This window comes from Pseudomonas sp. D1HM (genome assembly GCF_019266105.1).
Lineage (GTDB): Bacteria > Pseudomonadota > Gammaproteobacteria > Pseudomonadales > Pseudomonadaceae > Aquipseudomonas > Aquipseudomonas taetrolens.
In genome coordinates this window covers 42,795-67,397 of sequence record NZ_LRMN01000015.1, presented here as the reverse complement: position 1 = coordinate 67,397, position 24,603 = coordinate 42,795, and the positions used below count along the sequence as shown (strand labels likewise).

Here is a 24,603-nt window from a genome sequence, read left to right as displayed (position 1 = left end):
CAAGGGCCGAGTGCCCCCGCCTATCTGTATGGGTTGCTTATTCCGGGACGTCGCCCCGTTCGCGTGCAATGGCTCGGTAGCCGATGTCGTTACGGTAGAAACAGCCGTCCCATTCGATGGCTTTGGCCAGTGCATACGCTTGCTGTTGAGCCGCTTCAACCGTGTCGCCCATGGCCGTTGCGCACAGTACGCGACCACCGGCAGTCACCACTTCACCCGCAGCGTTAAGTGCCGTGCCTGCGTGGAAAACCTTGCCTTCCAGTTGGGCTGCCGCATCCAGACCGTGGATCACGGCACCTTTAGCGTAGTCGCCAGGGTAGCCGCCGGCGGCCAGTACGATGCCGAGGCTCGGACGTGGGTCCCACTGAGCTTCTACCTTGTCCAGAGCCTGAGCCAGTGCGGCTTCGACCAGCAGGACCAGGCTCGACTGCAAGCGCAACATGACCGGTTGGGTTTCCGGGTCACCGAAGCGGCAGTTGAACTCGATGACTTTCGGGTTGCCCGCTTTGTCGATCATCAGGCCGGCATACAGGAAGCCGGTGTAGACGTTGCCTTCTTCGGCCATGCCGCGCACGGTCGGCCAGATCACCAGATCCATGACGCGCTTGTGGACGTCAGCCGTGACCACTGGAGCAGGGGAGTAAGCACCCATGCCGCCCGTATTAGGGCCGGTGTCGGCGTCGCCAACACGTTTGTGGTCCTGGCTGGTCGCCATTGGCAATACGTTTTTGCCATCGACCATGACGATGAAGCTGGCTTCTTCGCCGTCGAGGAACTCTTCGATCACGACGCGTGAGCCGGCTTCGCCAAACGCATTGCCCGCGAGCATGTCGCGCACGGCGTCTTCGGCTTCTGCCAGGGTCATGGCGACGATAACGCCTTTGCCCGCGGCCAGGCCATCAGCCTTGATCACGATCGGTGCACCGACCTTTTGCAGGTAAGCCAGCGCAGGCTCGATTTCAGTGAAGTTCTGGTAGTCGGCGGTCGGGATCTTGTGACGCGCCAGGAAGTCCTTGGTGAATGCCTTGGAGCCTTCCAGCTGGGCCGCGCCCGCGGTCGGGCCGAAGCAGTCGAGGCCACGGGAGCGGAACAGGTCCACGACACCGGCAACCAGTGGCACTTCCGGGCCAACGATGGTCAGAGAAACATTTTTCTCGGCAAAGTCAGCCAGTTGCTCAAGGGCCAGCACGTCGATCGCGACGTTTTCGCACTTGGCCTCAATGGCCGTACCGGCGTTGCCCGGGGCAACGAATACTTTGGCCACACGCGGGTCCTGAGCGACTTTCCAGGCCAGAGCGTGTTCGCGGCCACCGCTGCCAATGATCAAAACATTCATTTCAAAAACCTCGGATGACGCTGAATTCGGGAATTCTATGTTCTGTAGGAGCGAGCGTGCTCGCAATCGCATCACCACGGTCCAGATGGCTGGACCGTGTCGCCTGCATCGCGAGCAAGTTCGCGCCTACAGAGGCATGGGGAAGCAGTGTTTTAGTGACGGAAGTGACGCATGCCGGTGAACACCATGGCAATGCCGGCTTCATCGGCAGCAGCAATCACTTCGTTGTCGCGCATCGAGCCACCTGGCTGGATCACCGCAGTGATACCGGCCTTGGCCGCGTTGTCCAGGCCGTCACGGAACGGGAAGAATGCATCCGATGCCATGACCGAGCCTTGAACCTGCAAACCGGCATGTTCGGCCTTGATTGCAGCGATACGGGCCGAGTTTACGCGGCTCATCTGGCCCGCGCCGACACCGATGGTCTGACGGTTCTTGGCGTAGACGATGGCGTTGGATTTCACGTACTTGGCCACTTTCCAGGCGAAGATCAGGTCGTTGATCTCTTGCTCGGTCGGTGCGCGCTTGGTCACGACTTTCAGGTCTTCGCTGCCGATCATCTGGATGTCGCGGCTTTGTACCAGCAAACCGCCATTCACGCGTTTGAAGTCCCAGGCCGGAGTGCGCTCTGCGCTCCACTCGCCGCATGCCAGCAGGCGTACGTTGGCTTTGGCCGCCACGATAGCGCGGGCTTCTTCGCTGACCGAGGGGGCGATGATGACTTCGACGAACTGACGTTCAACGATGGCCTTGGCCGTTTCGGCGTCCAGCTCGCGGTTAAAGGCGATGATGCCGCCGAATGCCGATTCGGTATCCGTCGCGTAGGCCAGTTCGTAAGCCTGGCGGATGCCGCCTTCGGCGTCCGGGCTGACTGCCACGCCGCACGGGTTGGCGTGCTTGACGATAACGCAGGCAGGTTTGACGAAGCTTTTTACGCATTCCAGCGCGGCATCGGTGTCTGCCACGTTGTTGAAGGACAGTTCTTTGCCTTGCAACTGGGTTGCGGTGGAGATGCTGACTTCGGCAGGCTTGGCTTCAACATAGAACGCCGCGCTCTGGTGCGGGTTCTCGCCGTAGCGCATTTCCTGGGCCTTGATGAACTGGCTGTTGAAGGTGCGCGGGAACTGGCTGCGACCTTCGGTGCTGAGGGTTTCAGCGGCCTGGTTCACGGTGCCCAGGTAGTTGGCGATCATGCCGTCATAGGCTGCGGTGTGCTCGAACGCCTTGAGCATCAGGTCGAAGCGCTGGGCGTAGGTCAGGCCACCGGCCTTGAGGTTTTGCAGGACGTTGGCGTAATCGCTGGCATTCACCACGATGGCCACGTCTTTGTGGTTTTTGGCAGCCGAACGGACCATGGTCGGGCCGCCGATATCGATATTTTCGATCGCGGTCGGCAGGTCGCAGCCTGGTTTGGAGATGGTGGCTTCGAACGGGTAGAGGTTGACGGCTACCAGGTCGATCGGCTTGATGCCGTGCTCGTTCATGATGTCGTCGTCAATGCCGCGACGGCCGAGGATGCCGCCGTGGATTTTCGGGTGCAGGGTTTTCACCCGACCGTCCATCATTTCCGCGAAGCCGGTGTAGTCAGCAACTTCAACTGCAGCCACGCCGTTATCTTGCAGCAGCTTGAACGTGCCGCCGGTGGACAGGATCTCGACGCCGAGGGCTTCCAGTTCACGGGCGAAATCAAGGATTCCGGTTTTGTCGGAAACGCTGATTAGAGCGCGGCGGATCGGCAGGCGGGTAGTCTGATCGGTCATCTCGATTTCCATCAAAAGCAAAGGAGTCAGCAAAAAAGGCGGCCCGTTTTACCAGGACGCCTTTCAGGTTTGATTGAATGCTTACAGCAGATCGTACTGTTTGAGTTTTTTGCGCAAGGTGCCGCGGTTCAGTCCCAGTAACTCGGATGCTTTGGTCTGGTTGCCCTTGACGTAGTTCATGACGCACTCGAGCAAGGGGGCCTCGACTTCTGAAAGCACCAGGTTGTACACGTCCGTAACTTCAGCGCCCTCCAGATGGGCGAAATAATTGTGCAGCGCCTTTTCGACACTCCCGCGAAGGGTCTGACCTTCTTCGCTTGGTGTATTGAGGTGCTGTTTCAAGTTGACGTTGTCGCTCACGGGCGTTGTTCCACTCACTAATGTCTCGGTCATCATCGTCATGCGGCCACCCATCCTTCGTCCCCTGTCACCAGGCTCTTGTGTCGTTCGGCGAAAAACGCCTGAACGTTGGCGCATTGTGCTTCCGTATCTTCTAAACGATTGAAGTGGGCGCGAAACTCCTTGGCGCCCGGCAAGGTTGCGAGATACCAGCCGACATGCTTGCGGGCAATACGTACGCCCAGCACCTCCCCATAGAAGGCATGCAATGCGGCCAGATGCTCTAGCAGAATACGTTCCACTTCGCTCATCTGCGGTGCCGGCAAGAGTTGCCCGGTACGCAAAAAGTGATCAACTTCGCGGAAAATCCAGGGCCGCCCCTGGGCCGCCCTGCCAATCAAAAGTCCGTCGGCGCCGGTTGCTTGCAGCACATGCCGGGCCTTGTGGGGTGAATCGATGTCGCCATTGGCAAATACCGGGATCGACACGGCCTGCTTGATCGCGGCGATGGTGTCGTACTCGGCTTCGCCGGTGTAAAGGTCGGCCCGGGTTCGGCCATGCACTGCCAGTGCTTGAATCCCGGCCTGTTCGGCAATTTTTGCCACCGTAAGGCCGTTTTTGTTGTCCCGGTCCCAGCCGGTACGGATTTTCAGGGTGACCGGCACATCAACTGCGGCCACAACGGCCTGCAGGATCTCGTTCACCAATGCTTCATCTTTCAATAACGCGGAGCCGGCGGCCTTGTTGCAAACCTTCTTGGCCGGGCAACCCATGTTGATGTCAATAATTTGTGCGCCCAGTTCCACATTGGCTCTGGCGGCGTCTGCCAGCATTTGCGCGTCACCGCCGGCGATCTGTACCGAGCGGGGCTCGGGATCACCGTCGTGAATCATGCGCAGGCGCGATTTGCGACTGTTCCAGAGACTCATGTCGCTGGTGACCATTTCCGAAACAACCAGGCCTGCGCCCATCCGTCGACAAAGCTGACGAAAGGGCTGGTCTGTGACGCCCGCCATCGGGGCGAGAATCAAACCGTTATGTAATGTATATGGGCCGATGCGTACCGCCGACATAGGACTTCCCTGTTGTGGGGCCGGATCTTGGGAGTTCGAAAAAGGGTTGGCATGATACCCGCTCTCGATGACTGGATAAAGACTGAACTGGATAAAAATTGAACAACCCGTGGCAAGTTGCTTGCTTGAACCGTCAGCTCGCTGAGGTCAACTCATGGCCGCAAGCGTGCCGCTGGCCACTAAAAACGCGTGAGGTTCATTCCGGGGAGTGAAAGCTGAGGCTGTAGTTAACCGCCTTGGGGCCAGGATCAAGGATGTCCAGAGCAATATGGATAGGGGTTTGTGGTGGCATTTCGGCCTTGGCCAGGTCGCCGCTCAGGTACTCGCCGGGTTTGAAGCGGCGACTGGCTATCATTTTGCCATTGAGGTCGGCGAAGCGCATTTCCAGCAAGGGGAACGGCTGGGAGAACGGCGCGCGGTTATACAGGATGGCATCGACCACCAGTGCCCCGGCGAACTCAGGGTGGCTGCGCACCACCAGGTTGCTGCTTTTGATCCGGTCAATATCGACCTTTGAAGGGACGGTGCAGCCGATCAGTGGGCACACTTGCTGAAAGTAAGGGCGGTACAGGTCCTGTCGGGCCAGCTCCTCGAAGTGGTAGGCAATGTACTGGCCGGCCAGCGCGCCACCCGCCAACAGCACCAGCAAGCCCCAGAGCAGGCGCTTGCCCCAAGGGCTGCGGCGCTTTTTCCAGTCCAGGTGCAGTGGCGTGTCGACCAGATCCAGCAGCATGTCATCGCGGATGCCCGGTTCGTTGCGTCTGGATTTGTCTTTGCCGGCAGGGGGTGCCTCAACAATCTCGTCGTCTTCGTCATCGGTTGCTGACAGGCGTTCGCCGATCAGCGGCGGCTCGTGTACATCATCGTCCATCGACAATCTGAGTTGCGGGGTGTCGTCGAGATCGTCGATGTCGAGAGACAGGGACGGCTCAGTGCGTTCGGATGTGTTTGGCTCGACGGGCTTTGCTGCGGCCTGTGCCGCCAGCGCCGAGGTTTCGGCGCGCTCGGCGGCAGAGTCGCTGAACAGGCTGTCAGACCATTCGCTTTCCTCTGCGTCGCAGGTTTCGCGCCGCGCACTCAGCGAAGGGTCTTTGGGTTTGTGCGGTTGACCGAAACTTTTGCTGGGCTGGATTTCAAGCTCTTCTAGCCTGGCCAGTTCTTCGTCCAGATCCAGATGGTCGAGGTCGAGCTCGGTCGCCTGCCACGGTGTCGGTTCGGCGGCCTTGGGCGTGGCGGGCGGCGTGATGGCCGCGGGTGCCACAGCCGTGGGCACCGCGACCGGTGGCTGCTCTGTTTCAGTGCTTTTATTCAGCAGTTGCTGTGCGGCATTGAACACTTGCAGGCAGGCGCCACAGCGCACCACGCCGCGCGCCATGCTCAGTTGAGCATGGCTGACGCGGAAGCTGGTTTGGCAATGCGGGCACTGTGTAACGAAGCTATCGCTCATGCGGCCATCCGGATTAGTCAGGCGTGCATTCTAGCGCCGACGGCCACTGATGCGCACCCAGCCGTCGCGATTGGCGATAGGGTCAAGGTCGAAATCCTTGGCGTAGGCAGCCGCCACTTCTTCGCCCTGTTCGGCGAGGATGCCCGACAATGCCAGGCGGCCACCGGGTTTGACCAGGCTCGACAGTTGCGGTGCCAGTGCGACCAATGGCCCGGCGAGGATATTGGCGACCACGACATCGGCCTGAACCTGTGGCAGGTCTTCGGGCAGGTACAGCGGAAACAGGCCCGGCTCGATGTTGTTGCGTCCGGCGTTATCGCGCGAGGCTTCCAGCGCTTGCACATCGATATCGGTGCCGATGGCTTCCTTGGCGCCCAGCAGCAGGGCGGCGATGGCCAGAATCCCCGAGCCGCAGCCGAAGTCCAGCACGTTGCAGTCCTTGAGGTCCTGACCGTCGAGCCATTCCAGGCACAGCGCGGTGGTCGGGTGAGTGCCGGTGCCAAACGCCAGCCCCGGATCGAGCAACAGGTTCACGGCGCCCGGCTCGGGAGCTGCGTGCCAGCTGGGTACGATCCACAGGCGCTGGCCGAAGCGCATCGGGTGGAAGTTGTCCATCCAGCTGCGTTCCCAATCCTGGTCTTCGATGACTTCAGCGTGGTGCTCGGGCAAGGGCGAGCCGGTCAGCAGTTCCAGATGGGACAGAACGAGTTTGGCTTCGGTGCCGCCTTCGAACAGTGCCAGCAAGTGGGTGTGCGACCACAGTGGCGTGGTGTTGAGTTCAGGTTCAAAGATCGGTTGATCTTCGGCGTCCATGAACGTGACCGAAACAGCGCCGACTTCGAGGAAAGCGTCTTCGTAGGTTTCGGCTTGTTCCGGGCTGATGGCGAGGCGTACTTGCAGCCAAGGCATGGCGGGCACCTTTGAATTAAGAGGAGTGTGCAGCCTGTCGGGCCGCGAAAGCGCGCAAGTTTACGCGAGCAGGGGCGTGGCGGGTAATCAAAATGCGATGAAGCGCCTGGCGGGCGTCAGCAAAACCCGTAAACAACAAAGCCGCTCGAAAGCGGCTTTGTTGATCAGAAAACAAACTTACTGGTTAGCCAGTTTGTGTTCCAGGTAGTGAATGTTGACGCCGCCTTCGCAGAAGCCTTCGTCATTCACCAGATCACGGTGCAGCGGGATGTTGGTTTTGATCCCGTCGACCACGATCTCGTCCAGGGCATTGCGCATGCGCGCCATGGCTTCGTCACGGGTCGAGCCCCAGGTGATCAGCTTGCCGATCAGGGAGTCGTAGTTGGACGGAACCTTGTAGCCGCTATACAGGTGCGAATCGACGCGAACGCCGTTGCCGCCTGGAGCGTGGAAGTGCTTGACCATGCCCGGGCTCGGCATGAACGTCGCCGGGTCTTCAGCGTTGATCCGGCATTCCAGCGAGTGACCGTGGATTTTTACGTCGTCCTGGCTGAAGGTCAGCTTGTTGCCCGCGGCAATGCTCAACATCTCTTTGAGGATGTCGATGCCGGTGACCATTTCGGAAACCGGGTGCTCTACCTGCACACGAGTGTTCATCTCGATGAAGTAGAAGCGACCATTCTCGTACAGGAACTCGAACGTGCCTGCGCCGCGGTAGTTGATGTCGATACACGCCTGAACGCAGCGCGCCAGAACTTCTGCGCGTGCGGTCTCGTCAATGCCGGGTGCCGGTGCTTCTTCCAGAACCTTTTGGTGACGACGTTGCAGCGAGCAATCGCGGTCGCCCAGGTGGATCGCATTGCCCTGGCCGTCGGAAAGCACCTGAACTTCCACGTGACGTGGGTTGGTCAGGTATTTTTCGAGGTAGACCATCGGGTTGCTGAACCAGGCGCCCGCTTCTTCGCGGGTCTGCTTGGCGGCTTCGATCAGGTCTTCTTCGCGGTGCACAACGCGCATGCCGCGACCACCGCCGCCGCCAGCGGCCTTGATGATCACCGGGTAGCCGACTTCACGGCCAATGCGCAGTGCGGTTTCTTCGTCTTCCGGCAACGGGCCGTCAGAACCCGGAACCGTCGGAACGCCTGCCGCGATCATCGCGTGCTTGGCCGACACCTTGTCGCCCATCAGGCGGATGGTATCGGCTTTAGGACCGATGAAGGCAAAGCCGGATTTCTCGACTTGCTCGGCGAAGTCGGCGTTTTCAGCCAAAAAGCCGTAGCCCGGGTGAATCGCCGTGGCGCCGGTAACTTCAGCGGCCGCGATGATTGCCGGAATGTGCAGGTAAGACAGGTTGGCTGGTGCCGGACCGATGCAGACGGTTTCGTCCGCCAGGCCCAGGTGCATCAGTTCCTTGTCGGCAGTGGAGTACACCGCGACGGTCTTGATGCCCAGTTCCTTGCACGCCCGCAGGATACGCAAGGCGATTTCACCGCGGTTGGCGATAAGAACTTTTTCCAGCTTCTGAGGCTTCAACATCGTTGGCTCCCCGTGGTTCAAACGATGGTGAACAGCGGTTGGTCGAACTCAACCGGCTGACCGTTTTCTACCAGGATGGATTCGATAACACCGGCTTTTTCAGCCTGGATGTGGTTCATCATTTTCATCGCTTCAACGATGCAAATGGTGTCGCCGACCTTAACAGTCTGGCCCACTTCAACGAAGGCTGGCGAAGTTGGCGCCGGGGTGCGGTAGAACGTACCGACCATTGGCGACTTGACCACAAAACCGTTCAGTTTCGGGGCAGCCGGGGCTTCGGTGATGGTAGCAACCGGGGTTGCGGCAACCGGAGCGGCAGCGGCTGGCGCTTGCATTGGAGCCGGCGCGTAGAACTGCTGGGCTGGAGTCTTGCTGTGACGGCTGATGCGTACGGACTCTTCGCCTTCTTTGATTTCCAGCTCGTCGATACCGGACTCTTCCAGCAGCTCGATCAGTTTCTTAACTTTACGGATATCCATGAATCGTCAACTCCCAATGGGTCGGTCAGGGGCGTTTAGCTTGTAGTTCAAGCTGTTCCAGGGCGGCCTCCAAGGCCAGTCGATAACCGCTGGCGCCAAGGCCGCAGATCACACCTACCGCAACGTCGGAGAAGTAGGAGTGATGGCGGAAAGGTTCGCGTTTGTGCACGTTAGACAAATGCACTTCGATGAATGGGATGCTCACTGCCAGCAACGCGTCACGTAATGCCACGCTGGTGTGGGTAAAAGCAGCCGGGTTGATCAAAATAAAATCCACCCCTTCATCGCGGGCGGCATGAATCCGGTCGATCAATTCATACTCGGCATTGCTTTGCAGATAGAGCAAATGGTGACCGGCATTACGGGCCCGCTGCTCCAGATCCTGATTGATTTGCGCCAGGGTAGTCGCGCCGTAGACGCCCGGCTCGCGGGTGCCGAGCAGGTTCAGGTTGGGGCCGTGCAGCACCAGAAAGGTCGCCATCTGCTGTTCCTTGTTATGTGTGTGCAGTTGTCAGTGCCGGGCGACTATGCCGAAAAGCGGATTCGCTGTCCAGTTAACTGCAATAGCCAGCACGATGACCGATGTTCGCGAAAAGTTTGTGACCGGAGCTCTAGTTCTGGTCATTCGCGTTCGCGACACGTTCGGCGAAGTCCGCCGCATTGATCTCGCCGATGACCCGCTGGTCACTAATTTCGGCGCCATTTTTACCAAAGAACATCAGCGCCGGAGGACCGAACAAGCGGTAGTGATCAAGCAGGGCACGCTGCTCGGGATTGCTGGCCGTCATGTCGAAGCGAATCAGCCGGTAGCCCTTGAGCAAAGCGAGCACGCGCGGGTTGTCCAGCACTTCATGTTCAATCACCTTGCAACTGATGCACCAGTCGGCGTACCAGTCCAGCAACAACGGCTGGCCTGCTGCCGTGGCTTCGGCCAGCGCGTTATCCAGCTCGGCGGGCGTGCTGATGCTGAGCCATTGGCCCGCCGGTTGCGGGGCGGCGGGTGTGGCGTTGCTGATCGATTGCGAAGGGCCGAGCGGATTCAGCGGGTTGCCCTGGCCGCTAAGGGCGCCGTACCAGCAGGCCAGGCCATAGGTCAGCAACAGCAGGCCCAGTAGCTGTGCCAGGCGCTGGCGCGGGGTTTTACGGGTCAGCTCCAGGGTGCCCAGGAACACGCTCACGCCTACCGCCAGCAAACCGATCAGCAATAACGTGATCGTGCCGGGCAACACACGGCTGAGCAAACCAATGGCCAGACCTAGCAGCAGCGCGCCAATCGCGTTTTTAACGCTGACCAGCCACGGCCCGCTCTTGGGCAGCCATGCTGCACCGCCGGTGGCCACCAGCAGCAGCGGCGCGCCCATGCCCAGCCCCAGCGCGAACAATTTCAAGCCGCCGCCCAGGGCATCGCCGCTGGCGCTGATATAGAGCAAGGCACCGGCCAGTGGCGCTGACACACAGGGCGATACCAGCAAGCTGGAGACTACGCCCAGCACGGCAGCGCCCCACAGCGATCCGCCCTGGGTGCGATTGGCAACGCGATCCAGGCGGTTGCTGATGGCTTGCGGCAACTTCAGTTCGAATACGCCAAACATCGCCAGGGCAAAAATGGCGAAGAACAGGGCAAACGGCACCAGCACCCACACGGATTGAAGACGGGCTTGCAGGTTGAGTTGAGCGCCGAACATGCCCATCAGCGCACCCAGCAGTGCAAAGCACGCCGCCATAGGCAAGACGTAGGCCAGAGACAGGCTGAAACCGCGCAGGCCGCCCACCTGGCCGCGCAATACCACGCCCGACAGAATCGGCAGCATAGGCAACACGCAGGGGGTAAAGGTCAGCCCAAGGCCGGCGAGGAAAAACAGCGCCAGTTCGCGCCAGCTCCAGGACGTTGCCGGCACGCCAATGCTTTCATTGGCGGGTGCCGAAACGGTCGTGCCATCGATGCTCAGGCGTTCGGTTTCTGGCGGGTAGCACAACCCTTTGTCGGCGCAGCCCTGGTAGGTGACCAGCAGGGTGAAGGCACGTGAGTCGTTGGCCGGGCGGGGTACTTCAACATCGAGAATGCCGTGATACACCTCGACATCGCCAAAGTACTCGTCGTGCTTGGCTTCGCCGGGTGGCAATTGCGCAGTGCCCAGTGCGATGCCGGCGGGCTCGGTCTTGAAGCCGAACTTGTGCCGGTACAGGTAATAGCCTTCGGTGGGAACAAAGCGCAGCGTGATCGTTTCGGGAGTGCTGTCGATCAGGTTCAGCTTGAACGCTTCACGCACGGGTAAAAAGTCGCTGCTGTTATTGATCGCCCCCAAGGTGGCGCTGGGACGGTTATCCAGCAGTCCGGCGCCCAGGGCTGGTACGGCAAACAACACACACAGGATCAACATCAGGCGGCGCATGGCAATCTCGCAAATCAAACGTGCGGACATGATAACGGAGTGGGTCGATCGGCGCAGGTGCAGGTCAAAAACCGACCCTCAAGGCGCCGGTCTCGTTGGCGTTCCTGAATACCGGAGCGCCGCACGTGCATAGGCGTGGCTGCGAGCTTGTTCTATAGTGCCGTGCTGTAGCGCCCGCCCCGGTTTTTGCGTGATTAAAAAGCATGCATGCAAGGCACGATGGGGTAGGGTTGTGGTCGAACCGTTGAATCAAGTATTGAAAAGGACATAGCCATGCTGGACTGGAAGAAGCGTGAGGGCAGCACCCGCGAATCGGTCAAGGAGACATCTGCAAAGCCGCATGGCTATTTCAAAAGCATTTTGTTGAGTCGCTCCATTGCCGTGCTGGTAGGGATTTATGCCCTGGTGTGCCTGGGGCTCGGGTGGTACTGGAGCCAGGAGCCGGCGCTGTTCCCGGTCCAGCAAGTGGCCCAACAGGCTGCCGAGAAAGAGGGCAAGCAAATAGTCCCGGGTTTTACCACGGTTGAAACGCTCAAGGCCGTCGCCGGTACCTTGCTCACCAAGCCGGGTGGCTACCTGTCCAATGACCGTTTTCCGCCGGGCGTGCTGCTCGACAATATCCCGAGCTGGGAATATGGCGTGCTGGTGCAAGTTCGTGACCTGACCCGTGCCATGCGCAAAGACTTCGCCCGCTCGCAGTCGCAGTCGGCCGAAGATGCGGATCTGGCCAAGGCCGAGCCGCGGTTCAACTTCGATAACAAGAGCTGGATGCTGCCTTCCAGCGAGTCCGAGTTCCAGGAAGGGCTGAACTCCCTGAGCCGTTATCAGGCACGCCTGTCTGATCCGAATCAGAAAAACGCGTTGTTCTATGCCCGCGCCGATAACCTCAACAACTGGTTGGGCGATGTAGGGACCCGTCTGGGTTCGCTGTCGCAGCGTCTGTCGGCCAGCGTGGGTCGGGTCAAGCTCAACAGCACGCTGAAAACCGAAAGCCTGCAACCGGGCCAGGTGCCGGTGGTGGACGAGGAAATCGTCGAAACGCCGTGGATGCAGATCGACAACGTGTTCTATGAAGCGCGTGGTCAGGCGTGGGCCTTGTCCCACTTGCTGCGTGCCATTGAGGTCGACTTCGCCGATGTGCTGGCCAAAAAGAACGCGACGGTCAGTGTCCGTCAGATCATTCGTGAGCTGGAAGCCGCTCAGGAACCCGTCTGGAGCCCGATGATCCTCAACGGCAGCGGTTATGGCATGTTGGCCAACCACTCGCTGGTCATGGCCAACTATATTTCCCGGGCTAACGCAGCGGTCATGGATCTTCGTCAATTGCTCACGCAAGGATAAAACATGCCGATCTCAGCTTCGGAAGCCGCGCACCGCGCGGCCTCCGATGTCGAACAGGTGGTCTGGGTCGATCGTGATGACCGGGTCGTGGGTGCCTTGCCGCGCCATGAGCTGCGTGAGCGCAGTCTGATCGGCCGCGGCACGTTTATCCTGTTGTTCAACAGCGCCGGTGAGTTGTGCGTGCATCAGCGCACCCAGAGCAAGGCGTTGTATCCGGGGTATTGGGATGTGGCGGCGGGCGGCATGGTGGGGGTGGATGAAAGCTACGCCGAGTCGGCCTCCCGCGAGCTGGCAGAAGAGTTGGGGGTCAGCGGTGTGTCGCTGATCGCTCACGACCGGTTTTACTTCGAAGGCCCGGAAAACCACCTCTGGTGTGCCGTGTTTTCGGCCGTGTGGGACGGGCCGCTGCAGATCCAGCCCGAAGAAGTCCAGCGCGCTCATTTCCTGCCGGTGTCCGAAGCGTTGCGCTTGAGTGAACTGCAGCCCTATTGCCCGGACTCGCTGGATGCGCTGAAGCGTTACCTGATGCGCAAAGGCGAGTTGTAACCGCTGCACCCCGTCGCAGCCGTCGGCAGCGGCGATTGTAGCCGCGGACGAGTAGAGCGAGGCCGCGTCCGGCGGCGTAGCCGTCGTAAAGCCTGACACACCGAGAGACCTGGATTTACGACGGCTGCGCTGCCGGATGCAACCTCGCTGAGATCAGTAACTGCGACGGTCTGTCATCGCAGCCGAGGCGCGAAGACTGCGGTACTTGACTGGCAACAGAGTCTCTACAGGTTTTGCGTGAAATTTTGCGCCGATTGGCTCTTGGGCAGCGGGACATTTGTCGTTACACTGCGCGACCTTTTTCACGCTCAAGCCGTTTTTCGCTTGAGTTGCGCTGCCCCTGCCAGAGTGGGGCTTCGCGGTCGGTAGAGCGCGACGCATCAGCGTCATGCACCGGCCAATTTCTTGTCCTCCAAATGAGGATTGCCGGTGGCCAAAAAAGCCGCATCCTTCGCCGCCCTGGGTGGCCTGGTATTTTCCACCGACGCAGGTCGTCACTGTCCGGACTGTAGCCAGCCGGTGGCCGCCTGTACCTGCAAACAAACCCAAATCCCCGACGGTGATGGCATTGCTCGCGTACGTCGCGAAAGCAAAGGCCGTGGCGGCAAGACGGTTACGACGATAACCGGCGTGCCGCTGGCTGAAGACGCGCTCAAGGAATTGGCCACGGCGTTGAAAAAACGCTGCGGTACCGGCGGTGCGTTGAAAGACGGCATCATCGAAATTCAGGGCGATCACGTCGAACTGCTGCTGGGCGAGCTGGTCAAGCATGGGTTCAAGGCCAGGAAATCCGGCGGTTAGCAGCCTCTGTGAAGACCACCGCGCCACTGACCTGTCGCCCTCCGTGGGCTGACAGGGCATGTGCGCCATGGCTTTCACAGAGCCTGTTCTGACGGGTTTCTAAACTCCGTGCTGTTGTCAGGGTCTACCCTGCACAGACTCTAATCGTCACGTTCACTCTTTAGACTGCGCCAGCCTGCTCTCAGGCTGGGCTATTTGACTTATTTATAGGGGACTTCAATGTCCGTACGACGCACACGCAAAGACGATGGCAGCCAATGGACAGTTGCGGACAGCCGCAGTGTTTATGGGATTCGCCATTGGGGGGCCGGATATTTCGCGATCAATGAAGCCGGTCGCGTAGAAGTACGTCCGAACGGCCCGAACAGCTCGCCCATCGATCTGTACGAGCAAGTCGACGAACTGCGTAAAAGTGGCTTGTCTTTGCCATTGCTGGTGCGTTTTCCGGATATTTTGCAAGACCGTGTACGGCAGTTGACCGGCGCCTTCGATGCCAATATCGAGCGTCTGGAATACCAGAGCCAGTACACCGCGCTGTACCCGATCAAGGTTAACCAGCAAGAAGCCGTGATCGAGAACATCATCGCTACCCAGGATGTTTCGATTGGTCTGGAAGCCGGCTCCAAGCCCGAGCTGCTGGCTGTGCTGGCGTTGGCCCCCAAGGGCGGCACCATCGTCTGCAACGGTTACAAGGACCGTGAGTTCATCCGTCTGGCACTGATGGGCCAGAAGCTGGGCCACAACGTCTTTATCGTGATCGAGAAAGAGTCTGAAGTAGACCTCGTGATCGAAGAAGCCGCGTCGCTCAAGGTCAAGCCGCAGGTCGGCTTGCGCGTACGCCTGTCATCCCTTGCGTCGAGCAAGTGGGCCGACACCGGTGGCGAAAAATCCAAGTTCGGTTTGTCTGCCGCGCAATTGCTGTCGGTGGTTGAACGCTTCCGTGCCGCTGGCCTGGATCAGGGCATTCGCCTGCTGCACTTCCATATGGGTTCGCAGATCGCCAACCTGGCCGACTACCAGCATGGTTTCAAAGAAGCGATCCGTTACTACGGCGAACTGCGCAACCTTGGCCTGCCGGTCGATCACATCGACGTGGGCGGCGGTCTGGGCGTGGACTACGACGGTACGCACTCGCGCAACGCCAGTTCGATCAACTACGACATGGACGATTACGCCGGTGTCGTGGTGGGCATGCTCAAGGAGTTCTGCGACGCGCAAAGCCTGCCGCACCCGCATATCTTCTCTGAAAGCGGCCGTTCGCTGACCGCTCACCACGCCATGCTGGTGGTACAAGTCACCGACGTCGAGAAACACAACGACGACGTGCCGGTAATCGAGAACAAAGAAAGCCTGCCTGAAACCGTGCAGTGGCTGGTTGACCTGCTGGGTCCGACCGACATCGAGATGGTCACCGAGACCTACTGGCGCGCGACGCACTACATGAGCGACGTGGCGGCCCAGTACGCCGACGGCAAAATCACCCTGGCTGAAAAAGCCCTGGCCGAGCAGTGCTACTTTGCGGTCTGCCGTCGCCTGCATAACTCGTTGAAAGCGCGTCAGCGTTCCCACCGTCAGGTGCTCGATGAGCTCAACGACAAGCTGGCTGACAAGTACATCTGCAACTTCTCGGTATTCCAGAGCCTGCCGGACACTTGGGCGATTGGCCAGGTCTTGCCGATCCTGCCGCTGCACCGTCTCAACGAAGAGCCGCTGCGCCGTGCGGTACTGCAAGACTTGACCTGCGACTCCGACGGCAAGATCAAGCAATACGTCGACGAGCAGAGCATCGAAACCAGCTTGCCGGTTCACGGGCTGAACGAAGGCGAGGATTACTTGCTGGGTATCTTCCTGGTGGGCGCTTACCAGGAAATCCTGGGTGACATGCATAACCTGTTCGGTGACACCGACTCGGTGAACATCTACCAGAATCCGGATGGCAGTGTTTACCACGCCGGTATCGAGACCCACGACACCATCGAGGACATGCTGCGCTATGTGCACTTGTCGCCCGAAGAGTTGATGACTCATTACCGTGACAAGGTGGCCAGCGCCAGTATCAGCGCCAAAGAGCGCACTCAGTATCTGGATGCTTTGCGCCTGGGCCTGACCCGCTCGTCGTACCTGTCTTCGTAAGTTTCGCGAAGCCTTGAAAAACGCCGCCTCCTGAAGGGGAGCGGCGTTTTTTTATGCCTGTCGATCAAGGGTTGAACCATTGATCCTTGCGCTGCATGTTCCACGCATAGACACCCAGCGTCAGGCTGCGCAGCACCATGAACAGCAGGAAACTTATCCACAGGCCGTGGTTGCCAAAGCTGTGCAAGGCCCAGGCTACCGGGAGGGCGAGGAGCACGCTGATCACCATGGCATCGCGCATTTCCCGGGCGCGGGTGGCGCCGATAAACAGCCCGTCGAGCAGGTAGCTCCACACGGCAATCAGCGGTAATAGCGCCAGATAAGGGACGTACTGGAAGGCAGTTTCGCGCACGCTCGGGATGTCGGTCTGCAACTCGATGAATAAATGCCCGCCGAGCCAGAACAGCAGGGCAAAGCCCAGGCTCGCCAGCAAAGACCAGCCACAGGCCACCACCATCGAACGGCGTAATGCCTGGCGGTCCCGGGCGCCGATGGCGTGTCCGCATAACGCTTCTACGGCGTGAGCCAGGCCATCCAGGGCGTGGGCCGCCAGGAGCAGGCCATTGAGCAACAGCGCGTTGGCAGCCACCGTGGCATCACCCAGGCGTGCGCCTTGCAGGGTGATCAGGAAGAACACGGACTGCAGCATCAGGCTGCGGATAAAAATATCGCGGTTGACCCCCAGCAGCGGTTTCCAGTTGTGCCACTCCCGCAGCGCGGCCCACAGCAGGACGCCCGGATACTTGCGCAATGCACCGCGGGTCAGCCACAGGCCCAGCAGGGCGCCGCTCCATTCAGCGATCACCGAGGCCCGTGCCGAACCGACCACTCCCCAATCGAGCCCGAGGACAAACCACAGGTTCAGCGCAATGTTCACCAGGTTCGTGGTCAGCAGAATGGCCAGCGGTGCCCGGGCGTTTTGCGTGCCCAGGAACCAGCCGACCAGGGCATAGGTGGCCAGCGCCCCCGGCAGACCGAACAGGCGGGTGTGGAAGAAGTCCAGGGTCAGCCCATGCAACTCGGCCGACGGCTGCATGACGCTGAGCGCCACCCCGCTGAAGGGAATCGCAATCATCCCCAGCACCATCGACAGCAGCACACTGAGCAGCAGGCCTTGCAGCAGGATTTGCCGAAGCGCCGTGCCGTCTCCGCGTCCGGCGGCCTGAGCGGCAAACCCGGTGGTGCCCATGCGCAAGAAGCCCATGGCCCACGCCAGGAAAATGTACAGGCTCGCGCCCACCGCTACCGCACCCAATTGATGCGCGTGGGGCAGGTGACCGATGACGGTACTGTCGACCAGCGCCACCAGCGGAACAGAAATATTCGACAGAATCATCGGTGCTGCCAGCGCCCACACCCGGCGATGGGTCGGACGGTCGCGCCAGTCAGCTAGTAATGAAGAGGACATGCAGGCTCCTTTGGGGAGCGGCATTGTAGCGGGACGGCGCAGTTCTGTAGCCGCTGACGGGGCACGAAGGTTACACAGCAGCTGCAAAACCTGGCTGCTCGGTCCATCTGACACTCCAAGTTACGTAGTCAAATTGACCGGTAGAGATAGTCATCCACATGCTCCTTGGCCTGACATATAGCCAGGCAGTAACTCAGGATGAAAAAAGCCGATTCTGATGACCCTTTGTTTCGCAGGCCCATGGGAGGCTCACTTCCGAACGGCGGAGCCTCATGGGCTGCGTGGAACAAACCCTCTGTACCTGTGCCTATATACATTCCAAGAGATGAGTGGCCGTCCCCCGCGGAGCGTACAGACTTGGTCTTTGCCAAGTCCTGTGTGTCATCAAACTGGTGCCGTACAGATGCTGGTGCAGCCATAGAGCCTGCCTCGAATTTCGGCAATGTCATGGTGGCTACCTCCATGCTTTTACCTGACGCTTCGGCGGCTATAGCCTTAGCCCTTGGGGCCGATGTCGGCCTCGCTCGTGTGGCCGGTGGCGGCATTATGCAACAGCGGCTGACCTGGATGCTGCGCGGAGTTAGCGGCCCCGCCGGGGTTTTTATACTGGGTATGCTCCCTGCAAAAATGGCTGACGGTACGCTGCATACTGACGACCAGCTACGCACAATGAGCCGGGTCGCTACACGGGTGCGTTTTCAGTTTCGGCGTGATGCCGAAGGCGTTTTGCAGGTCTACGGCATTCACACTAGTGCGTTAGGGGACGACTCGGTTCGCACAATTCAGGTCAAGTGGAATGCGGCCAAAACCGCGATGGAAGCCGAACTGAGTGGGATTACCATTATTTGGACGCCTCAACGTGGGTCTTTAGGGCCCATTGCGCCGCTGATTTACCCCAACAATAGAGGAGCGCAACTGGGCACTATTTTTGTGCATCCGATCCCGGAGAATGCTGACAGCCAAGTCGAAGGCTTGCCCGGCGAGAACATTACAACTGACGATTGCATTCTGGTCTTTCCCGCAGAGACGGGTCTAAAGTCGCTGTATGTGGTGTTTGCTAAACCTATTGGCGGTGACCACAGTTATTACCCATCGCCAAAAGGACTGACAGCTTTTCCTGATGCGGTACGTGATCGTCCGAAATCAAGTGTCCAGGGTGGTGGTAAAAAGCGAAGTCGCTGGAAAGATAAAAAAGGAAGGATTTATGAGTGGGACAGCGAGAACGGAGCTGTTGAGATATACGACAAGCAGGGCAAGCACTTAGGTGAGTTCGATGCTGATACTGGAAAAATGAGAAAGCCTCCAAAAGCAGGCAGAACAACACCAAAATAAGGAGGCAAGCATGTTTTTGGAAATTACAGGGTTTTTAGCAGGCAACAGCGAAGACAGCTCAATCAAATTTGAGCTGAATGTTTCTCCTGAGTTGGAGCTGGCAGTAATGGAATTTCTTGGCTGGCAGAGTTTGGCTGCCGAATGTGATGGTGAGCGGTTATTAACCAATGACCAAGTCCGAGAAATTGCCTCATTAATCAATGAGCCGCTGCCAACTGAACTTGAAATGTACATAGGCGTACGAGCTTGATCCCTTCAATTGGGGAATAGGGAAGACATACAGCTCCTTAGGGAAGCTGATTTGTGGGGTTGCCCAAATCAGCTTCTGTCTTTAGTTCCTTCTCCCTCCGGGAAAGGGAGAGGGGCTTTAGAACTCGATGCCTGCGGTTCGTATATAGTCAATGCCTTCACTGCCAAGTAAACGAGTACACCATGCTTAACAAAGGATTGTTCCTGGCTTGCGCGCTGGCGCTGCTGAGCGCTTGTGATTCTTCAACCCCTGACCAGCCGGTGCCGCCATCAGCAGCGGTGACGCCGCCGATTCAGGACGTCAAGGTTCTGGCCGAGCGCTATGCGGGGCGGGCGTTAAGTGTGGTGGATGTGTCCGAGGTGCAACTGGACGGCGCCAGCGCCTTGTCCGTGAGTTTCTCGGTGCCGTTGGAGCCCGAACAGAACTTCGCGGACAAACTGCATGTGGTGGACGCCAAGAGCGGTAAGGTCGATGGCGCCTGGGAGCTCTCCGACAACCTGATGGAGCTGCGCCTGCGCCATCTGGAGCCGCAACGCAAGTTGATCCTCACCGTCGACCCCGGCCTGCGGGGGGGCAATGATGCCCAACTGGCCGGCGAGTACGTCAGTCGTCTTGAAACCCGCGACCTGCAGCCTACGGTCGGCTTTGCCAGCCGGGGTACTTTGCTGCCGACACGCCTGGCTGAAGGTTTGCCGCTGATTGCGTTGAACGTCGACAAGGTGGATGTCGAGTTCTTTCGGGTCAAACCCGAATCCCTGCCAGCGTTTCTCAGCCAATGGGGCCGCAACAGCAGCCTGCAAAGCTATGAAGCCCGCGACCTGTTGTCGATGGCCGAGCTGGTTTACGGTGGGCGCTTTGATCTGAACCCGGCGCGCAATACACGGGAAACCCTGATTCTGCCAACGGCGGGTATCAAGCCCTTGCAGCAGCCGGGTGTTTATCTGGCGGTGATGAAAGCGTCTGGCAGCTACAACTATTCACAGCCGGCCACCTTGTTCACCCTCAGTGACATTGGTCTTTCGGCGCACCGCTATCACAAACGCCTGGATGTCTTCACTCAGGCGCTGGAAGGCGGCAGTGCCTTGAGCGACGTCGAACTGGAATTGCTCGACGGCAAAGGCAAGATGCTGGCCCAGGGCAAAACCGACAATAAGGGGCATGCGGAACTGGCATTGCCTGCCAAGGCCGAGGTGCTGTTGGCCCGCCAAGGTGATCAAACCAGCTTGCTGCGGTTGAACACCGCCGCGCTGGACCTGGCCGAATTCGACATTGGCGGGCCGCAGGCGCACCCGTTGCAGTTTTTCGTGTTTGGCCCGCGAGACCTGTACCGCCCGGGCGAAACCGTACTGCTCAATGCCTTGCTCCGTGACCGTGACGGCCACCCGGTCAAGCCGCAGCCGGTCAGCGTTGAAGTGCGTCGCCCGGACGAGCAAGTGAGCCGCAAGTTTGTCTGGACACCGGACGCGTCCGGTTTCTATCAATACCCGTTGCAGTTGGCCAGCGAAGCCCCGACCGGGCGCTGGCAACTGGTGTTTGATCTGGGTGATGGCAAGCCGCAGCTTTATGAATTCCTGGTCGAAGACTTCCTGCCCGAGCGCCTGGCCTTGGAGCTCAAGGGCAGCGCCACGCCGTTGTCACCCGGGCAAACGGCGGATATCCAGGTCAATGGCCGTTACCTGTACGGCGCGCCGGCGGCGGGTAATCGTTTGAGCGGCCAGGTCTATGTGCGGCCGTTGCGCGAAGCGGTCAAGGCCTTGCCGGGTTATCAGTTTGGTTCGGTGACTGAAGAAGAGCTGAACCAGGATCTGGAGCTCGAAGAAAGTGTGCTCAATGCTGAGGGCGAATACACCATTAGCCTTGAAAGCCAGTGGAGCAACGCCAAGTCGCCGCTGCAATTGATCGTCCAGGCCAGCTTGCAGGAGTCCGGCGGGCGGCCGATCACCCGGCGACTGGTGCAACCGGTGTGGCCGGCGGATCGTCTGCCGGGTATACGCGGGCTGTTCGAGGGCACCGAAACCGATGGCGATGGCCCGGTGCAATTTGAGTTGCTGGTGGCCGACAACGAAGGCCACAAACTGGCGGCCGAGAACCTCAAGGTGCGGCTGGTTCGCGAACGCCGCGATTACTACTGGAACTACTCGGACAACGACGGCTGGAGCTATCACTACAACGAGAAGTTCCTCAACCTCAACGAAGAAACGGTCAACCTCAAGGCCGGCGAGACCGCCACCGTCAGCTTCCCGGTGGAGTGGGGCCCGTATCGGGTTGAAGTCGAAGACCCGAAGACCGGCCTGGTCAGCAGCCTGCGTTTCTGGGCCGGTTATCGTGCCCAGGACAACGCTGAAGGCGGAGCGGTGCGTCCCGATCAGGTCAAGCTGGCGCTGGACAAGGCTGCGTATGCCGAGGGTGATACTGCCCGGGTCACCGTGACGCCGCCAGCAGCGGGCAAGGGTTACTTGCTGGTCGAGGGCAGCGATGGCCCGTTGTGGTGGGAAGAAATCGAGGTGCCGGCTGAAGGCAAAACGTTCGAGGTCAAACTTGATTCCACTTGGGCGCGGCATGACCTGTATGTCAGTGCGCTGGTGATCCGGCCCGGCGAGCGCAAGGCCAATATCACCCCGAAACGCGCAGTGGGTGTGCTTCATCTTCCGCTGGATCGTACTGCACGCAAGTTGGCGGTGACCCTCGATGCCCCGGAAAAAATGCGCCCAAAACAAGCACTGACGGTGAAGGTGCAGGCCAAAAACGCCGATGGCAGCATTCCTGCGCAAGCCCATGTGCTGCTGTCCGCAGTGAATGTGGGGGTACTGAATATCACCGAATACCCAACCCCGGACCCTTACGCGAGTCTGTTTGGGCGCAAGGCCTATGGTGCGGACCAACTGGATATCTACGGGCAATTGATTGAGGCCGGGCAGGGCCGTCTGGCCAGTCTGGCGTTTGGCGGGGATGCGGCGCTGGCCAAAGGCGGCAAACGCCCGGCGACCAGCGTCAACATTGTCGCGCTGCAAAGTGCGCCGGTGACGCTGAACGCGCAGGGCGAAGGTGAAGTCAGCGTGCAAATCCCGGATTTCAACGGTGAGCTGCGAGTCATGGCGCAAGCCTGGACCGATGACCGTTACGGCATGGCCGAAGCCAAAACCGTGGTGGCTGCGCCGTTGGTGGCCGAACTGGCCGCTCCGCGTTTTATGGCCGGTGGCGATGAGACCCGCCTGGCCCTGGACCTGTCCAACCTCACTGACAAGCCGCAACAGCTACAAGTAAGCCTCAATACCCAAGGGCCGTTGAGTCTGCTGGGTGATGCGCGGCAGACGTTACAGCTCAGCCCCGGCCAGCGCAGCACCTTGCAGATCCCGATCAAGGCGCTGGGCGGTTTTGGCAGCGGTAAGGTCGGCGTAACGGTCGAGGGTCTCGACCTGCCGGGAGAAACCCTGGCGCCCTTTACTCGCGAATGGACCTTGGGTGTACGCCCGGCGTACCCGGCGTTGCTCAAGCATTACCGCACGGTGCTCAGCGACCAGCCGTGGAGTCTGCCCGATCACGCGTTGCAAGTCTTTGAACCGGCAGGCCGTGAAGCCTTGCTCAGCCTGTCGAGCCGGCCGCCGCTGAACCTGGGCGAGCAGATTCGCGCACTCAAGGCTTACCCGTACGGTTGCTCCGAGCAAACCACCAGCGGCCTGTATCCTGCGTTGTATGCCGATGCTGCGCTGCTCAAACGTCTGGGCCTTGAAGGCGAGCCGGACGCCGAGCGCAAACGCAAGATCGAACTGGGCATTGAGCGTTTGCTGGGCATGCAACGCTACAACGGCAGTTTTGGCTTGTGGGGCGCGGACGGCCAGGAAGAGTATTGGTTGACTGCTTATGTCACCGACTTCTTGCTGCGCGCCCGCGACCAGGGCTATGCCGTTCCGCCCGAGGCGCTGAAGAAGGCCAGCGAGCGTCTGATGCGTTACGTGCAGGAGCGTAACCTGATTGAAGCCGACTACAGCGACAACCTTGAGCACACCCGCTTTGCAGTGCAGGCCTACGCGGGGTTGGTGCTGGCCCGCAGCCAGCAGGCGCCTTTGGGGGCGCTGCGCAGTCTCTTTGAGCGCCGCAGTGATGCGCGCTCCGGTTTGCCGCTGGTGCAGTTGGCGATAGCGCTGCAGAAAATGGGCGATCAACCGCGGGCAGATCAAGCGCTGGTGGCCGGTTTGGCCGCGACTCGCAAAGCCAATGAATGGCTGGGTGATTACGGCAGCCCTCTGCGTGATCAGGCGCTGATCCTGGCGCTGCTGGAAGAGAACAATCTGATGAGCGGCCAGCGCGAGCAACGCTTGTTTGAGCTGTCAGACCAATTGGCAGCGAGCCAGTGGCTATCGACGCAGGAGCGTAATTCGCTGTTCCTCGCGGGCCGTGATCTGTTGAGCAAGCCTGAAGCCAGCTGGACGGCGCAACTGGGTAGCGCTGGAGAGACTCGCGAGCTGAGCAACAGTCAGCCGGCCCTCAAGCTGGAAGGGTCATTGCTGGCCACGCCGCTGACGGTGCGTAATCAGGGCAGCACGGCGATTTATCAGCAACTGACGATTTCAGGTTATCCACAGCAGGCACCCCAGGCGGGTGGAGAAAACTTGAGTATCCGTCGTGACTACCTGGGCATGGATGGCGAACCGCTCAACCTCGATACCTTGAAAAGTGGTGATCTGGTGCTGGTGCATTTGGCGGTGACGGCCAAGGAGCGGGTGCCGGATGCGCTGGTGGTGGATTTGCTGCCGGCGGGCCTGGAGCTGGAAAACCAGAACCTGGGCCAAAGTGCCGCCAGCCTTGAAAACGCCAGCAGTCAGGTCAAGCAATGGCGCGAATCAATGCAAAACGCCAGCATTCAGCATCAGGAGTACCGGGATGACCGCTATGTCGCGGCGCTGAACCTGGACGGTAACGGCACTTCACACCTGTTGTACCTGGCCCGTGCCGTGACGCCCGGCACTTACCGCGTGCCACCGCCACAGGTGGAGTCGATGTACCGTCCCGACTGGCAGGCCGTGGGCGAAACACCGGGGCCGATGGTGATCAAAGGCCGGTAGTCCTTCTTTTGTAGCCGCTGCTACGGGCCGCTGGCGCCCGTCGTAGCCTGCGGCAGCGGCTACAGAAGGTGGGGTGTTCTAGCTGATGATCCAGCTCAGCACCCATAACCCCAGCAACAACCAGATCACGCCGCCAACGATCGAGGCGCGCATGAAAGCCCGGACGGCGTTGTACAGAAGCAGCAGACCGATCACCAGAATGGCAATGCTGATGATCGACGTTTCCATGCCCAGGGTACGGCTCAGGCCGTCGATGAAATTCCCGCCGGCGTTGCTAAGGCCGCTGAAAATGCCACTCAACCCTTCAACGATAAAACGAATAATGGCCCCGAACATTTGTCCCAGGCTCTCGAAAAATCCTTCAACTTGCATGTGTGTGTCCCGATGAATGAGGCCGCTACTGTGCCAGAGATACGCCTTGGGCTGCTATGCCCTGCGCGTAGTTCCCTGCAAGGGC

Annotated in this window: 19 protein-coding genes; 7 read left to right on the top strand and 12 right to left on the bottom strand. The window is 59.8% G+C overall.

The features are described 5' to 3' along the window. Positions 1–37 precede the first annotated feature (37 nt). The 10 genes from purD to AWM69_RS16030 all read right to left on the bottom strand — a co-directional run bounded on the left by purD (position 38) and on the right by AWM69_RS16030 (position 11,272). Positions 38–1,336 (bottom strand): phosphoribosylamine--glycine ligase, encoded by a 1,299-nt coding sequence (gene purD / locus AWM69_RS16075; RefSeq protein WP_131653567.1) that lies wholly within the window; start codon positions 1,334–1,336, stop codon positions 38–40. 152 nt (positions 1,337–1,488) lie between these two features. Next, positions 1,489–3,096 carry a bifunctional phosphoribosylaminoimidazolecarboxamide formyltransferase/IMP cyclohydrolase gene (purH, locus tag AWM69_RS16070; RefSeq protein WP_131653566.1) on the bottom strand — a complete coding sequence of 536 codons (1,608 nt, stop codon included), beginning with the start codon at positions 3,094–3,096 and terminating at the stop codon, positions 1,489–1,491. An 81-nt stretch (positions 3,097–3,177) separates the two neighbouring features. Next, the gene (gene fis / locus AWM69_RS16065; RefSeq protein ID WP_003439210.1) at positions 3,178–3,498 is read right to left on the bottom strand and encodes a DNA-binding transcriptional regulator Fis; all 321 of its coding nucleotides are present in this window, start codon (positions 3,496–3,498) and stop codon (positions 3,178–3,180) included. Further along, complete coding sequence (gene dusB / locus AWM69_RS16060; protein ID WP_048382674.1) at positions 3,495–4,508, bottom strand: tRNA dihydrouridine synthase DusB; 1,014 nt, start codon at positions 4,506–4,508, stop codon at positions 3,495–3,497. Before dusB ends, fis begins: the two co-directional genes overlap by 4 nt. A gap of 196 nt (positions 4,509–4,704) precedes the next feature. Further along, positions 4,705–5,955: a DUF3426 domain-containing protein gene (locus tag AWM69_RS16055; protein ID WP_218727507.1), complete on the bottom strand. Its 1,251-nt coding sequence runs from the start codon at positions 5,953–5,955 to the stop codon at positions 4,705–4,707. Positions 5,956–5,985: 30 nt separating this feature from the next. After that, positions 5,986–6,864 carry a 50S ribosomal protein L11 methyltransferase gene (prmA, locus tag AWM69_RS16050; protein WP_218727505.1) on the bottom strand — a complete coding sequence of 293 codons (879 nt, stop codon included), beginning with the start codon at positions 6,862–6,864 and terminating at the stop codon, positions 5,986–5,988. A gap of 177 nt (positions 6,865–7,041) precedes the next feature. Then, complete coding sequence (accC, locus tag AWM69_RS16045) at positions 7,042–8,400, bottom strand: acetyl-CoA carboxylase biotin carboxylase subunit (RefSeq protein ID WP_048382671.1); 1,359 nt, start codon at positions 8,398–8,400, stop codon at positions 7,042–7,044. A gap of 17 nt (positions 8,401–8,417) precedes the next feature. Then, positions 8,418–8,879, bottom strand: coding sequence for an acetyl-CoA carboxylase biotin carboxyl carrier protein (accB, locus tag AWM69_RS16040; RefSeq protein WP_048382670.1), 462 nt, complete (start codon positions 8,877–8,879; stop codon positions 8,418–8,420). Positions 8,880–8,904: 25 nt separating this feature from the next. After that, positions 8,905–9,360 carry a type II 3-dehydroquinate dehydratase gene (gene aroQ, locus AWM69_RS16035; protein ID WP_048382669.1) on the bottom strand — a complete coding sequence of 152 codons (456 nt, stop codon included), beginning with the start codon at positions 9,358–9,360 and terminating at the stop codon, positions 8,905–8,907. Between the two features lie 130 nt (positions 9,361–9,490). Then, positions 9,491–11,272, bottom strand: a complete 1,782-nt coding sequence (locus AWM69_RS16030) for a protein-disulfide reductase DsbD (RefSeq protein WP_218727657.1) — start codon at positions 11,270–11,272, stop codon at positions 9,491–9,493. Positions 11,273–11,545: 273 nt separating this feature from the next. Between AWM69_RS16030 and AWM69_RS16025 the strand changes: the two genes are divergently transcribed. The 4 genes from AWM69_RS16025 to speA all read left to right on the top strand — a co-directional run bounded on the left by AWM69_RS16025 (position 11,546) and on the right by speA (position 16,093). Further along, a complete protein-coding gene (locus tag AWM69_RS16025) occupies positions 11,546–12,613 on the top strand; it encodes a DUF2333 family protein (RefSeq protein WP_218727504.1) in 1,068 nt (355 codons plus the stop codon). A gap of 3 nt (positions 12,614–12,616) precedes the next feature. Beyond that, positions 12,617–13,159, top strand: a complete 543-nt coding sequence (locus AWM69_RS16020) for an NUDIX hydrolase (protein ID WP_218727502.1) — start codon at positions 12,617–12,619, stop codon at positions 13,157–13,159. A gap of 429 nt (positions 13,160–13,588) precedes the next feature. After that, complete coding sequence (locus AWM69_RS16015) at positions 13,589–13,960, top strand: translation initiation factor Sui1 (RefSeq protein WP_048382666.1); 372 nt, start codon at positions 13,589–13,591, stop codon at positions 13,958–13,960. Between the two features lie 219 nt (positions 13,961–14,179). Next, positions 14,180–16,093: an arginine decarboxylase gene (gene speA, locus AWM69_RS16010; protein WP_131653562.1), complete on the top strand. Its 1,914-nt coding sequence runs from the start codon at positions 14,180–14,182 to the stop codon at positions 16,091–16,093. Between the two features lie 64 nt (positions 16,094–16,157). Here the strand turns inward: speA and AWM69_RS16005 are convergent, their stop codons facing one another. Beyond that, on the bottom strand, positions 16,158–17,501 hold the full coding sequence (locus tag AWM69_RS16005) for an MATE family efflux transporter (RefSeq protein ID WP_218727500.1): 1,344 nt from the start codon (positions 17,499–17,501) through the stop codon (positions 16,158–16,160). A gap of 357 nt (positions 17,502–17,858) precedes the next feature. On the opposite strand from AWM69_RS16005, the gene AWM69_RS16000 reads away from it, so the two are divergent. From AWM69_RS16000 to AWM69_RS15990, 3 genes are all read left to right on the top strand, one after another. Further along, on the top strand, positions 17,859–18,833 hold the full coding sequence (locus AWM69_RS16000; protein ID WP_256930375.1) for an S-type pyocin domain-containing protein: 975 nt from the start codon (positions 17,859–17,861) through the stop codon (positions 18,831–18,833). Positions 18,834–18,843: 10 nt separating this feature from the next. Continuing rightward, a complete protein-coding gene (locus AWM69_RS15995) occupies positions 18,844–19,083 on the top strand; it encodes a pyocin S6 family toxin immunity protein (RefSeq protein WP_131653559.1) in 240 nt (79 codons plus the stop codon). A 182-nt stretch (positions 19,084–19,265) separates the two neighbouring features. After that, positions 19,266–24,146 carry an alpha-2-macroglobulin gene (locus tag AWM69_RS15990; protein WP_218727498.1) on the top strand — a complete coding sequence of 1,627 codons (4,881 nt, stop codon included), beginning with the start codon at positions 19,266–19,268 and terminating at the stop codon, positions 24,144–24,146. Positions 24,147–24,224: 78 nt separating this feature from the next. Here the strand turns inward: AWM69_RS15990 and AWM69_RS15985 are convergent, their stop codons facing one another. Beyond that, on the bottom strand, positions 24,225–24,518 hold the full coding sequence (locus tag AWM69_RS15985) for a hypothetical protein (RefSeq protein ID WP_048382660.1): 294 nt from the start codon (positions 24,516–24,518) through the stop codon (positions 24,225–24,227). Positions 24,519–24,603 lie beyond the last annotated feature (85 nt).